The organism is Streptococcus mitis, from assembly GCF_047459985.1.
In the GTDB taxonomy this organism is placed as follows: Bacteria; Bacillota; Bacilli; order Lactobacillales; family Streptococcaceae; genus Streptococcus; species Streptococcus mitis_DZ.
In genome coordinates this window covers 308,520-322,768 of the sequence record NZ_JASHHD010000001.1, presented here as the reverse complement: position 1 = coordinate 322,768, position 14,249 = coordinate 308,520, and the positions used below count along the sequence as shown (strand labels likewise).

Sequence of the window (14,249 nt, the reverse complement as noted above, 5' to 3'; positions counted from 1 at the left end):
ACCAGTCGTTTCAAGGTAAGGAATTTTCGATGGTTTTTGAAAATCATATTTCTTCATTTGGCTTCCACAATCAGGACAAGATGGGGCGTCGTAGTCCAGTTTAGCGATGATTTCTTTGTGGGTATCCTTATTGATGATATCTATAATTTGGATATTAGGGTCTTTAATGTCTAGTAATTTTGTGATAAAATGTAATTGTTCCATATGAATCTTTCTAATGAGTTGTTTTGTCGCTTTTCATTATAGATCATATGGGACTTTTTTTCTACAACAAAATAGGCTCCATAATATCCATAGGGGATTTACCCACTACAAATATTATAGAGCCCTTTTTTCTAGCTTAATTTTACAAATTGGATTTTGAAGGACACCATGGACCTATTTTCAAGTTGATAACGACTACAAATTTGTTCTGGAGACCATGAAGATTGTAATCGCTCTTTAATTTCCTACTTCAATTCACAGGAGTCTAACTCGATTTTCTTCCCTTCTGCTTCGCCAATTGTTCATTGTGTGTTTGTGCTGCCTGTGCAGAGTAAGTGTCATTACCACACTTAATTCTCTTGAGAAGGTTGATTTGTGAACGCCTAATTTTCTAGCTATTTGGCAGGGTTTGAGACCTAATTCTAGGTAAGTCTCTATCTTAATTCGCTCAATTATGGTAATATGATGGTAGCTTATAGATTTCTCCCGTGTTCTGTTTAGTGTGGTTACTTACAGTTTACACGAGATTGGGCTCTATGAGTTTTTTGTTGCACTATATTTTACCATTTATCAAATATAAAAAAGTAAGCTCAGAAAATCTCTGATCTTATTCTCATATCTCTCCAAACAACTTCCGTAAAATTTTCGGTGTGATACGTTGTCCTGGCCCTACGTAAGTATAGGCGTGCAGGTACATGGCAGGATTGAAGTTGAGTTCGATACAGGTGCAATTTGGTAGCTCCTTACTAGCAGGCTTGGTGTAGTCTGGGATAATCAAATCGACTCCACAGGCCCAAGCCCCCATAGCAGTCGCCATATCGGCAGCTAGTTGTTTGTAACTCTCGCCCATCTGGTCAGTCATGTCAATGGAGTCGCCTCCAGTTGAGATATTAGAATTACCACGCAGAAAGGTTTGGCTACCTTTAGGCAAGACTGTATCAGGTGTGTAACCCTGCTGTTCCAACATGAGTAATTCAATATCACCCAGATTGATGATTTCAAGAGGTGAGCGATGGTCGCGACCACGCAGAGGGTCTTGGTTTTTCTTTTCGACTAATTCTCGGATGCTTGAGCTTCCGTCGCCTACGACATTGGCCGCGACGCGGAGCAGGACAGCCTCGCATTTTCCATCCAAGATAAAGAAACGGTACTCGGTCCCTGCCACAAACTCCTCGACTAGCACATGGCTATCTTCCGAAAAGGCGATGTCTAGGGCTTTTTCATAGCCAGAAAGGCTTGTTGACTCTTGGAAGATGGAAATGCCCAGACCGAAGTTGGTGGATTTGGGTTTGACAACAATAGCAGAGTTGGCTATTTGTCCGTAGTACCGCAAGGCATCGTCCTTGTTAGCAAATTCTGCTCCCGCAGGTACTGGATAACCAGCCTTGTCCAAAATCTTTTTGGTCACAACCTTATTAGCCATGGCCAGTGGAATTACGTAGTTATCTTTGGATGTCATGTTGCCATTTTTAATGTACTCCACATGGTCACCATGCCAGAGTTTGAGAAATTGGTCTTCCTCATCTAAAATTTCTACGTTCAAGCCCAGCTGAATGGCGTCAAAGAGAATCATTTGGGTGGAGAGTTCCATGTTTTCATAGCCTTTGAGGGCATAAGGTGCTGTCCAAGCATAGTCATGAAAGGCTTGTCCTTGTTGTTGGCCAAATTTTTCAAGGGACCCTTCTTCAACCTGCTCTGCTATTTTTCCAGAAAGGGTCAAACGTGGATCAAGAAGAGAGGCCTCCACCTTAGTGATAAGCTGGCTATAATAGTCATCCAGTCCAAAGTGAGCGACGATGTCCTTCATGGCTGTCACGATAGGTTTAGGGTCAGCCTCTTTAGGAAGTGGTGTGTGGGGATGGCTGAGAGCGATTTGGTTGTTGAGAGTAGCAGCTACTGCCAATTCTTCGTCGACTCGCTCCATGTCGTCTAGCCACAAGAGTGCGAGTGCAAAGAGGTGGGTGGTGTCTAGTGTTTCTTGGCTGATTGCCAGTGGCTCAAAGGGGTTGAGGTCAAAGTTGCGGAACTCTAGATAGGAGATGCCCTTAGTCAAAAAGTCCCGGCTAGTCTTAGCACCGCGTAAACGGATGGCAGAGTAAAATTCTTTTTCAGAGGACAGTTGCCCAGATCCAACAGCATTTTCGATGTCGGTCACGTATTGCTCCAGTGAAGAGAAGGAAATGTGAACATCGGGGGCATTGACATAGCCGTAGTTGGAGTTACGAATCGACCGCACGCAACCAATTTCATCTGTCAAAAACCCTTTTTCTGCTAGCGGGCTTGCTCCGTAAAGGTAGGTCAAGAGCCAGCGATAACACAAGAAGTTCTGAGCTAACTTGAGATAGAGGGCATTCTTGAAGGTCAGTAAATCGTCATAGTCACTGACTTCAAAGAGCTGCTGGGTCAGATCTTTGCCGAGTTCAAAATTATAGTGAATTCCAGATATGGACTGGAGCAATTTGCCGTAGCGTTCTGCCAAACCAACTCGGTATTGATACTCGTAGTCACTTTCCAACTGGGCAATCTGAATCTCTTCTTCTACAATCACAGGTGGCATGGATAAAGGCCAAAGATATTCTGACTTATCCATTGAGCGAATAGCCACATCGGTGATGGCCCCGAGGAAGCGACGAGCTTCCGTGGTCGACTGTGCTACCGGTGTAATGAGCTCTAGTTGAGGTTCGCTATAATCTGTCTGGATATAGGGATGGAAACTGCGAGAACCCAATTTTTCAGGGTGTGGCGTTTGAGCGACACGGCCTTCAGTATTGATTCGTAGAGATTCGCGCTCCAGACCAAAGGTAGCTTGTAAGATGGGAGTATTTGGGGATAATTTTTGAAATACGTTTGATAGGTTCATGATTGGGCCTCGAAATAACTAGTTTCTCTATTATTTTATCAGTTTGTTAAATAAACTCAACTTTCTGCTACGGAGATGGAGAAGGAAATGCTCGGACGAATTGACTATTTACTTGCATTAAATATAAGCAAAAGCATTAGTAGAAGTATTGAAACTACACCTAATAGTTTTTTCCCCACACTCAATCTCTCATTTCTGTCTTTTTTTCGTAGACAGTTATAAAGTCGATCAGAATAAACCTTGTAAGTGTATAAGTTAATTCTTACAGACCTAAACTATTCCCCTATTTAAAAAATAATGATTCATATTTTATGAAATTAATTAGTAGATATAGTTCTGAAAAGCCGTTATATTACGCTGTTTTTAGTCCAACTGAAATCCATACTTTCCAAACCAGGTCTTAAGAAAGCTCGTAAAGCATCACAATTCTCAAAACGTTAATCAATACGATACTATCAACGTTTCGAAACACTTCATGGTTCACACCATGGGGTGTTTTTTGGATGATTTTTAGCAAAATTCACACCACTTTTCACACCATTACTTTTTAAGATTACGATAGGCAATATCTCCAACAGCCATTGGAATAACATTCGAAGTATTGACATAAGTCTTTGTTGTAAGGGTATCGCTATGCGTAAGTGCCTCTGAAATAGCTTCAAGTGAAGTTCCTGCTTGTTTAGCTAGAGTTGCGCCTGTATGGCGTAATTTGTGAGGTGTAGCATGTGCCAGCTCCTTATGACGGTGTTTGACAGATTTCATTTTATTATTAAGATAGTCAGAGTGTAGAGGGCTATTAACATTACCCTTCATATCGACATAAGTAAAGACATATTGTTCATCAGATTGAATAATACCAAATTTTGCGAGCTCAGTTTTTTGTTGCTTTTTCCAAGATTGGAGCAATTCAGTTAGTTCAATAGGGATTTGGAAAGTTGTTTTCTTGTTCCCTTTTGTAGATTTTACATTTTTATATTTATCTAAGGCTTGAACCAATTGAATTTCCTGTTTCTTGATGTTAATGTGTTTCCATTGCAAAGCATAGCTTTCGGATTTCCTATCTCCTAAGAAGAAGGTAGTATAGAATAGCACATAATCTTTGAATGTGAGCTTCCCGTTTTCTAAGTCATCTTCAAAAGCTGTAAACCATGCTTGAAGTTCTGCTTGTGAAAGATATAAATCCTCGTCTTTTTTAGCCTCTTCTAACTTAATTTTCTTAGTGGCTTTGATACGACTTATTGTTTTAGATAAGCGGTTAGTTTCGATATATTCTAATTCTTCTGCCCAATCAAAGATAGAATTAACGTAGCTTCTAATAACTTTGAAGTTTGCATATTCTTCAGACTTCTGAGTCAATAGATTTAGTACAACTTGCTTATTTTGATTAAGAAAGTCTATTGAAAAATTGCCAAGTAAAGGTAGGATGTGTTTTCTAAAAGCAATTTCTGTTCCAACTATAGTTGCTTGAGATGGTGGTTTAGTGGTAGAAGTAGTATGACCTGCTTTATAAGATTCCCACCAAATGTTGTGATAGAAATCTGAAAAGAGGATAGAACCGCTATTCTCCAATGAAGCAGATCCTCCACTAAGAATTTTATCAATCTTATTTTGGAGTTCTAGTTCATATTTTTTTGCTTCACTCCTTGATTTGAACCGTTTTTCAATCACTTTCTTATCAATACCTAGCGAAGATTTAACCTCTTCAGGAATATAAACACGTAAGCGATAAGTTCCGTTTTTAGTTTTTGTAATAGACATAGTATTCTCCTTTTGAATTGAGCTAGAAAATACCATGGTTACATTATAACAAACCACCATAGAATTTCTACTGCTTTTGTAACCAACGATTGATTTCTGTTTTGCTAAAGCGAACAGTTTTTCCCACCTTAATGCAAGGTAAGCCTTGCTTAATCCAGCTGTCTAAAGTATTGTTGGATATATTCAAATAATCACAAGTCTGCTTTTTATTCAAATAGTGATTGGTAATTTCATTAATATCTAAAAATTTATCTAGTTCTTTCTTAACAATATCTGATATTAGTAATTGAAATTGCTGAATCATTTCGTCTGGAATAAATAAATTCATAAAAAGTCCTGTTTATTTCTTTCTGTTAGATTTAAATTTTATTAGTTTGAATTTTGTTTTTTAAGTCTTCAAGGGTTGAAGACTTAAAAAACAGGAAAACGTTGCTGTATTAATACTTTTTCATTTTTTTAATCAGAATTTATATTAAAATGGAGGAAGTATTTATTTGAATGTTATCTAAAAAAGAATCCAAGGATGAACCTATGTCTTTATCCTTGTTTTTAATAACGTTCTTAATAAAACTATCTTTTTCTTCATTAGTAAAATTAGGGATTTTAAACAAATGAAGTTTAGTATTTTGATTACTCTTGTAACAACCAAAATCAAAGATAGTAACAAGACATAGACTATCTAGCATTAAGCTAAAGAGATATAGTACTTGCCATGTAATCATAATAGAAAGAAAATAACTCTCATTCCTTAAGTCATTCCTCCTACTTTCTTTAATCATATTTCTTTTAGTTCTTGCAGAGTTTTTTGGATTTACAAATTCAGATACATCAATAAATAAGAAAATAGATTCATCCAATGTTAATGGATATAAATAATCCATAGCATGATTTAGTTGAGTTTCAAAAAAAGTTTTTATATATTCATCTTTACCTTTTTCTTCATACAATTCTTTTAACTTATTTTGGGTATCTCTTACTGAAGTTTGAACAAGTATCTTAAAGTTGGACAATCCTTTCTCAATTACACTATATACAAATGATAGAGCTGATCATTGTGTAATTTATCTAAGTCAGTAGTCTTGAATTCACTTTTAATTTTTTCTTCATTCAGTGTCATTTCGTATCTATAGATGCGATATTTACGAGATGCGTTTAATTCAATCTGTTTATTATGTTCTGCTTTTGCTGTTTTATCGTAAAGAACATGCAACAAGTTTTCATTTTTTTACTCGAAAGAATATGGTGATCTTCAGGAGTTGAACAGCCTGTATAAACTTTTTTATTTACTTGAGATGTATTAGATAAACTCCTCAATAATAAATTTCTTGTTTGAAAATGAATAATCGCATCAGTAGCAAATGTAAATGCGATTTCCATTTGATCAATCCTAATAGTAGTTGGGATAATCCAAATACCAGTTTGCTGTTTAATTCTTGTAATAACATTTATTAGTTTCTTTCGTATTGCTGAAATAGAGAGAGTTTCAAAATTGAGACCTCCATGATTCAACTGTAGTAAGCAATAATTAACAGTATCTCCGATTTCTTTTTTATAAATTTTTCCAATTTCAAGTCTTCCGAATTCCCTTGATTGGATAATTAAATCTTCTATCTGATTTGAATTGTAATTTAATTTTTTAACCTTATCAGGATTCTTTTTTCTGTATTCTTTCAGTTCTTCAATATCAACAATTAGATTTTCACCTAAGTTGAAATCCATGCGATCAAAGCCCCAAAAGGAATTCATTAAAGTAAAACAAGATTGGATTTTTTTCTCATTTAAAAGCTTCTGTTCAGTAGAAACTTTAGGTTGTCTTTTCAAGTTTTTAAGGTTTCCTTTCTACTATTATTTTTGATTGGAAATATGCTAAGAAGTATTAGATATTGTAAAAAAACAGTTAAATTATTTTAACCGCATTTTTAATTCAATATAAACTTCCTATTTGTTGCATTAAGAGTATGCCACAAATCATGTCAAAATCTTGTATTTTCTAAAAAAATGAAAAATTTTTTTAAAAACAAAAAAAGCACTCAATCTTTGAGTGCTTTAAAAACGCGGTGTGACAAGGTTTTGAAGGAAAAAGTAAGTTCTTATCTACTTTATTTATTCCCAATTTGTAAAATTAAGCTAGACAGAAAAAGCCATCTATGTTAGGCTCAGATAAACACAAACTAATTTTTATTAGAATTAGAGAGATTGGGTAAAAAATCTTTAAAATCAATAAAACGTATAGTATCAGGTATTAAAGCCTTTATATTATGCGTTTTTTGTGGGAAGATTTACTACATTTTTTCCTGAAATTGAGATTTTGCCCAGTCTTTTTAGAAAGTAAATTAGAAAATTCAGACAAAGTTACGTACTTATTTGGAAATCATCAAGGAGGTAATGATGTAAATTATGAAGCAGCTTTTCAAAAGCGGAAACAAGCACCTATGACAGAATCAAATCCTAGTTCTAAACCTAAAGTTACAGAGGTTAGAATAGGAAAAGAGACAGATATCACTACAAGTTATCAACAACATCTAAAAAGACTGATTGTGGATAACAATAGTGATATTGAAAGCAGCCGAAAGAAAATTGAAGAGCTACATACTTTGATTGACACAAAGAATAAAGACAATAAGAAATTGCAGTCCATTTATGATGCGATTTCCGAATTACACTAAGCAGTCCTGATAGGATGCTTTTTTTGAGAGGTTATAGATGCTTACAACATTAAAAAAAATCAAGACAATAGTGATATATTTAAGAAGCTAATTTATCAACTATCTGATATGTCCGTCCAAGATTTTGAAAAAAAGATTGACTGTTTGATATCATTTTCACTCCAGATCAAGAATCAAAGCAACTAAAAACAGAATCAACTTATAGAGAAGAAACTTTGGACGACACATTAAAGGTAGCTAAAAATCAACTTCATAAGGAACAATTGGAAAAGAATCTAGAGAGATTTAGGAAAGATGGAATGAAATAAATAGTTTTATAAAATTTCCAAAAATATCATTGGAAACAACAAAATATTGACAATATTAATTTGTTAGATTATAATAGAATTACATACCGACAGTATGATAGAAAGGGGCTAAAATGGCAAGGAATAGAAACTCACATGAAACTAGAAAAAAAATATTAGAAGTTTCGAAAGATTTATTTTTAGAAAAAGGATTTGATAATACCTCAATACAAGATATAATCGATGAGTTAGGTGGATTGACAAAAGGTGTTATTTATCATCATTTCGGGTCTAAAGATGAAATATTGCAATCAATCATTAGCGAAAATAATCAAGAAATTTTAAATTACAATTGGAGAGGAGATACTGCATTAGAAAAAATACAAAATTCTTTGATGGATGCGTTCTCTAATTTAGAACAACAAAGGCTTGTATACTCAGCTTCAATTATGCTAAGAAGTCCACGTTTATTAGGTGAACAGTATCTAAATTTATTTTCTGATTTTTTACCAGGGATTAGAGAAAAAGTTTTCGAAGGTATTGAAGATAAATCAATTAAAACAGAATATCCAGAAGAGCTAGCTGATTTGATTGTTTTAACATTGAATATTTGGATTGGGTTCCAAATTTCTATTTATTCAGTAGAAGAATTAAAGCGTAAAATGAATTTCATTAAACTTACTTTTGAAGGACTAGGGGTGCAGTTGATTTCTGATGAAATGATGGAAGTAATTTTCCAATTATTTGATCACTTAAAAGGTGTCAAATAAATTTTAAGTATTGATATTTTAAAAAATACCATACTCTATATATGGTATTAAAAATTCCATTATACATACCCTCGGTATGTGGTATGTTTATTTTTTAAATTTCTACATACCGGAAGTATGTAAGGTACTTTTTGAATAGTGTAATTAATATTAACAAAATTTTTTGGAGGAAAAATCTATGTTGTCGCTTATTAGAATTGAATTAAATAAAGTTTCAAAATCAAAATTATTTTTTGCTTGGTTGGGTACTATATTGATAATATTAGGTATTACAGGAATCGTAATCATGGGGTTAGGTACTGATAATAAACTGGGAGATTTTGTTGGACAGGGTGCCAGTAATATTAAAATTACTGATAAATGGGGAAGTTGGGCAATTGCAACTTCATTATTTTCATCTTTATTTACAAAAGCAGCATTTTTGATTTTTGAATCTTATTTATTATCTACGATTATTATTGATGAATTTAAACGAAGAACAATTTTTCAGTTATTTTCTTACCCTATTTCTAAAATAAAGTTACTATGGGGAAAAGTGCTTACAGTAATTCTGATATCATTTATTGCTCATTTTACTGCACATTTAGTGATTCAATTATTAATTAAATTAGTAGCAGTTTTAACCGAATCAAATTATATCCCAGTAGCTAATCAAATGATTGACTTAGCTGGAATTACATTTGGAACAGTATTAATCGGACTACTACCTTTTGTTTTAGGTATGATTAAGCATTCAACAGCTATAACAATGCTTACAGGACTTGGTTTAGCAGCATTACTTTCAAATGTAAGTCCAGGAAGTTTATCTAATAATATTGCTGATAACTTATTCTTTTTGATATTTGCAAGTTTCATAAGTTTAATGATTACTTCATTTTCAATTTTTAATATTTCAAGACAAGATATTAGTATCAAGTAGCATACCTGAGTTTAATTGAAGAAAAGTGATAATTCCTTAATGATTTCTATAAAAAAAGAGACTGTATAAGTTGGTATTTATGTTCCGGGAGAAAAATTCTTGCATTTAAAGCTAGATATAGAAAGAGAGATAGAAATGAGAAATATTGTTGAAATAAAAGAACTTTTTAAAACTATTGCTAAGGAAGAAATTTTAAGTAGTATTAACTTACAAATTTCTGAAGGAGAAATCTATGGATTTTTAGGACCAAATGGCGCAGGGAAAACAACTTTAATGAAATGCATGTTATCCTTATCAACTGTTACATCTGGTAGTATTGAAATCTTTGGAAAAAATTTACAAGATCACAGAGAGGAGATTCTAAGTCAGGTTGGAAGTGTTATTGAAACACCAATTTTTTATGATAATTGCACTGCAAAAGAAATTTTAGAAATTCACGCTCAGTATATGGGGAAAAATATTATTGAATCAGATATAATAAGAGCCTTAAAAATGGTCGGATTAAAGAATACGACTAAAAAAGTAAAAGATTTTTCGTTAGGAATGAGGCAAAGGCTTGGTTTAGCTCGTGCCTTTCTAACAAAACCTAAATTGTTAATTTTAGATGAGCCAATCAATGGTTTAGATCCAATAGGAATTCAAGAAATTCGAAATCTTTTGTTGTCGCTTTCAAAGGAACATGGAATTACAATACTAATATCGAGTCATATATTATCGGAAATTTCACAGATAGCAGATAAAATTGGTTTTATCAAAAATGGAGAAATTGTAGAACAGGTCTCTATGAAAGAGATTAGGAGAGAGAATATTGACTTAGAAGAATATTTTATGTCACATTTTCTAAATGAAATTTAAGAATTATGAGGTAGATTAGGAATGAAACAATTGACAAAGTACCATAAGAAGTCTTTTTATACTTTCATGATTTTTAATATACTAGTTCCTTTAACTAATATTACTTTTGCTTATTCTATTAAAGGGATAATTGATAGTGGTATGTCCCAAAATGAAGATGCCTTAACTCAAGCGGTACTAGTAGGAGCTACTGTTATTTTCATTTATGCAGGGCTGAGCTTTATATCTCTTCGATTGAGAAATAAACTTGTTAGGCAAATCATGTCAAGATACAAAAACAAGGTGTTCCAATCTATTTTAGATAGTGATTATAGAGACTTTTCTAAAGAAAAATCAGGGAAGTTTATTTCTGTATTAACCGAAAATATGAAGAAAATTGAGCAAGATTATCTACACCAGTATTTTAATATTTCAAAAAACCTTTCCTTAATGATTTTTTCACTCCTAGCTATGTTTATAGGTAATTGGTTTTTGACCTTATTAGTTATCATTGCTAGCATTATTCCTATGATGATTTCAGGATTTATTGGACAAAAATCAGCCTCTCTACAAAATAGTTCTATGATAGCCGATCAGAAATATTTAGCTAAGGTTAAAGATATTTTAGCAGGGTTTCTAGTTATAAAGAGTTTTAATGTGAAAGAGGCTATCGGTCAAGATTACAAAAACGAAAGCGAAAAATTGGATGAGATATATTTCATCAAAGGGAAATTTGATGTTTTATCTAATGTTATTTCTCAATTTTCAGGGATGATTGTTTTTTTAGTAGCCTTTGGTGGAGGAATGTATCTGGTCTTCGGTGGGCATACCACAATTGGGAGTGTTACAGCTATTGTTCAACTAGTCAATTTTGTAGTAATGCCACTAAATGAAATTGGTATGGGAATGAGTAAATTCCGTGAAGGTCAGGCCACACTGAATTCATTTGAGGTAAAAGATGTAACAGAACTTCAGACTGGTAAAAGGAAAGAATATTTTGATGATGTCATTTCTTTTTCAAATGTAGATTTTTCCTACCCTAATGCTGAGGAAAAGATTTTTAATAATTTATCTTTGCAGATCAAAAAGGGGGAAAAAATTGCAATAGTAGGTATGTCAGGCAGTGGAAAATCAACTTTACTTAATCTATTACTGCGTTTCTATGATGTAACAAGTGGGTATATCTCAATTGATAATCAAGATTTGCAAGCTATTTCAGCAGAGAGCCTTTATAACTTAATGACTATTGTTCAGCAAGATGTTTATATCTTTGATGATACTTTAAAAGCAAATATTACCCTTAGTCAATCCTTTACTGAAGATGATATAAAAAAAGCTATACAGCAGTCTGGTTTAGAAAGTTATATTTTAGAAAATGAATTAGGTCTACAAACTTTATGTGGCGAGAATGGATCAAATCTATCTGGGGGAGAAAGACAGAGACTTAGTATTGCGCGTGCTTTAATTCGAAAAACACCAATCTTATTATTAGATGAGGCTACCTCGTCTTTAGATAATAAAGTTACTACTGAAATTGAAAATTCAATTTTAGAAATTCAAGATTTGACGGTTCTTGTTGTTACGCATAAGTTAAATAAGAGCATGTTGAAAAAATACAATAGAATCCTTTTTATGAAAAATGGAGTTATTGTTGAAGATGGTTCTTTTGATAACTTGATGGATAGGAAAGGTGAATTTTATAAATTGGTTGAGTTGAGTGTGTAATGATAATATATTTTTCAAATATCAATATTACTAAATTGGAAAATAAAAAGTTCTATAATTCCTACAGTTATTTTATCAATTGTAGAAATTATAGAACTATTTTTTTACGATCAAAATATAATAATGTTTAAAAAAGTTATTTAGTTCGCTTGTGAGATTAATTTATATGCGTAGGATTTTTGAAACTCTTCAGGTCGATTGTGTCCAAGCGCACGCGATACAATTAAACAAGCCTTTCGATCAAGGACAACGCCTTTTAATTCCCCTCGTAAATAAATTTTTTCCTTTTTATCCTTGATGTCTTTTGGATCTCGTGAGACAAGAAGATAAAGTCGTTTTGCGTATTCAGCACGATATTTGTGAGGTTTTAAAGCAGATGGAACTTGAAATACACGTTTTTTACCAGCTAGCCTAAATTCTTCAACAAGTCTCTCTAATTCTTCTTCGTCTCGTGTAATAATCGGAACCCAACGGTCTCGGGCTCCTTTCGTTTTATGTTTTTTACCAATAATTTTAAGATAATATTGGCCATCCTCACGTTGGTAGAGGGAGTCTCCAGTAATAGCCTTTAATTCATTTTTTCGTAGCCCAGTCGCAGAAACGATTGAGAACCAGCGATTATTTGTTTCTTCAGACATTCTGTCATCGTTAGACTTTAAGCGATTATTCTTTTTGTCGGCTCGGTATCGAATATCTGTTGCAACAAAAGTAGTAGAAGACACGCCTAAAACTTTGGCTAATGCTGCTTTATAGGTTGACTGGGTTGGAGCAGAAAGCCCTGATTTTTTACAATGTTCTAAGTATTGATTTACTAAGTCAATCCATCCATCAATTTCATTAGATTCATTAAGAGCTTCTAAATCTTCGGCAGTAGTTATTGAGGCAACAAAGGAAGCGAATCTGCTCCAGGATCCAGCATAGTTATGAAGAGTTCGATCTGTATGGATTAAATAAATGTCCTCTCCTGTTTTTTTGGATTCATTTCGCTTGATACCTTTCCCTGTTTTAAAGCGCATAACTAGATTAGTTAGTCCTTTTGATTGGACGAATTGTTTACGACCTTCGAAAGTGGTTAGAGCATCCATCTGTTGTTTCTTTGCTTTCTCTTTAGCTTTTCGTCGTTCAGCACGACTACGTTTCTTCCTTGCCATAGTTCTTTCCTTTCTATAGTAGATAATGTGCTTATAAAGAAGATCTTAAGAAAAATCTTAAGGTCTTTTTTATTCAAGTTGAAATAGTACAGTGACTTAAGCTTATATTCACTGATATAGTATCTTCCCTTTGCTGAGGGCGCTTCTTAATTATGGTTAAGAAGATAACCAAGTCATTGTACAACATGACAAGTTGACTCAATTAAAATCAGATGTAGAGTTCCATCTTGCAGATAAAAATCTGTTGTTCTTTCTTGTTCGTCTTTTTCAGGTTTAAATGCTCTGAATTTAGCGACCGAGTTAAGCTAGTTTTTGTATTTGATTTTTAGACTTTTGTTATTTGCTTTCGTTTTTTACTTTTATTTTTTACTTTGTTATGATCAAAAAAATTTTTTAAACTGCCATTAACATTTCTTTTTTAGTTAATGGAATACAAAAATTGGTTCCTGTTATTTACTTTCGTTTTTTACTTTTATTATTTACTTTGTTACGATCAAAAATTTTTTTTAAATGCTATTGACATCTCTTTTATTATTTACTTTGTTACGATCAAAAATTTTTTTTAAATGCTATTGACATCTCTTTTATTATCTATTCATTTATTTTTTTAGTTAATGAAATACAAAACCGGTTCTTTCCTAACCCAGTTTAAACCTACTGTTTCCACGATAGCTACCTCCTTTCAAACATAAAAAACGTAGCTATAATAGTTACGTCTCTACTAAATCAATTATTATCTAATAATATTATGCCATAAAAAACAAAACAAAAAAGTCAGGATAAGATTTTTTTACGTTATTCACTTTTACTTAGTATTGTGTGTTTAGCGTGACTTACACATACGTTTCTGTCAACGCTAAACACACAAAAATCAGAATCGTAAAAAAATGGAAATGAGAGAAAGAGAAAAACTACAAAAAATTGAGAAGTAAACAATACCTTTATCAGTTTTTTAAATATTTTATTTTTTTATTTTGAAAAAAATGGCATACTAAAATTATAATAATACTCAAGGAGGAGACAAATATGTTTCTTAAATATTTTAGCCTCATTAGTTATATTCTCTATAAAAATC

General features: G+C 32.9%; 11 protein-coding genes and 3 pseudogenes. 6 read left to right on the top strand and 8 right to left on the bottom strand.

Annotated elements, in window-relative coordinates; all coding sequences use genetic code 11:
• From QM959_RS01545 to QM959_RS01515, 7 genes and pseudogenes are all read right to left on the bottom strand, one after another.
• Positions 1–204 (bottom strand): annotated as a pseudogene (locus tag QM959_RS01545) (ISL3 family transposase); the annotation flags it as partial.
• 155 nt (positions 205–359) lie between these two features.
• A pseudogene (locus tag QM959_RS01540) lies at positions 360–681 on the bottom strand (transposase); the annotation flags it as partial.
• Between the two features lie 136 nt (positions 682–817).
• Entirely contained in the window at positions 818–3,064 is a 2,247-nt protein-coding gene (gene gshAB, locus QM959_RS01535; protein WP_414370950.1) for a bifunctional glutamate--cysteine ligase GshA/glutathione synthetase GshB, read from the bottom strand.
• 540 nt (positions 3,065–3,604) lie between these two features.
• On the bottom strand, positions 3,605–4,822 hold the full coding sequence (locus QM959_RS01530) for a tyrosine-type recombinase/integrase (protein WP_414370949.1): 1,218 nt from the start codon (positions 4,820–4,822) through the stop codon (positions 3,605–3,607).
• A 67-nt stretch (positions 4,823–4,889) separates the two neighbouring features.
• A complete protein-coding gene (locus QM959_RS01525; RefSeq protein WP_414370947.1) occupies positions 4,890–5,150 on the bottom strand; it encodes a helix-turn-helix domain-containing protein in 261 nt (86 codons plus the stop codon).
• 139 nt (positions 5,151–5,289) lie between these two features.
• Complete coding sequence (locus QM959_RS01520; protein WP_414370945.1) at positions 5,290–5,832, bottom strand: hypothetical protein; 543 nt, start codon at positions 5,830–5,832, stop codon at positions 5,290–5,292.
• 142 nt (positions 5,833–5,974) lie between these two features.
• Positions 5,975–6,643, bottom strand: a complete 669-nt coding sequence (locus tag QM959_RS01515) for a hypothetical protein (RefSeq protein WP_414370943.1) — start codon at positions 6,641–6,643, stop codon at positions 5,975–5,977.
• A 437-nt stretch (positions 6,644–7,080) separates the two neighbouring features.
• Here QM959_RS01515 and QM959_RS01510 point away from each other — a divergent pair, with 437 nt between their 5' ends.
• The 6 genes and pseudogenes from QM959_RS01510 to QM959_RS01485 all read left to right on the top strand — a co-directional run bounded on the left by QM959_RS01510 (position 7,081) and on the right by QM959_RS01485 (position 12,023).
• Positions 7,081–7,488: a DUF5945 family protein gene (locus QM959_RS01510; RefSeq protein ID WP_414370941.1), complete on the top strand. Its 408-nt coding sequence runs from the start codon at positions 7,081–7,083 to the stop codon at positions 7,486–7,488.
• A gap of 33 nt (positions 7,489–7,521) precedes the next feature.
• Positions 7,522–7,796: pseudogene (locus tag QM959_RS01505) on the top strand (hypothetical protein).
• Between the two features lie 113 nt (positions 7,797–7,909).
• On the top strand, positions 7,910–8,545 hold the full coding sequence (locus QM959_RS01500; RefSeq protein ID WP_414370939.1) for a TetR/AcrR family transcriptional regulator: 636 nt from the start codon (positions 7,910–7,912) through the stop codon (positions 8,543–8,545).
• 178 nt (positions 8,546–8,723) lie between these two features.
• Positions 8,724–9,464, top strand: a complete 741-nt coding sequence (locus tag QM959_RS01495) for an ABC transporter permease (RefSeq protein WP_414370937.1) — start codon at positions 8,724–8,726, stop codon at positions 9,462–9,464.
• A 135-nt stretch (positions 9,465–9,599) separates the two neighbouring features.
• Positions 9,600–10,319: an ABC transporter ATP-binding protein gene (locus QM959_RS01490; RefSeq protein WP_414370936.1), complete on the top strand. Its 720-nt coding sequence runs from the start codon at positions 9,600–9,602 to the stop codon at positions 10,317–10,319.
• 21 nt (positions 10,320–10,340) lie between these two features.
• The gene (locus QM959_RS01485) at positions 10,341–12,023 is read left to right on the top strand and encodes an ABC transporter ATP-binding protein (protein WP_414370934.1); all 1,683 of its coding nucleotides are present in this window, start codon (positions 10,341–10,343) and stop codon (positions 12,021–12,023) included.
• A gap of 140 nt (positions 12,024–12,163) precedes the next feature.
• On the opposite strand, the gene QM959_RS01480 is transcribed toward QM959_RS01485, so the two are convergent.
• Positions 12,164–13,174: a site-specific integrase gene (locus QM959_RS01480; protein ID WP_414370932.1), complete on the bottom strand. Its 1,011-nt coding sequence runs from the start codon at positions 13,172–13,174 to the stop codon at positions 12,164–12,166.
• Positions 13,175–14,249 lie beyond the last annotated feature (1,075 nt).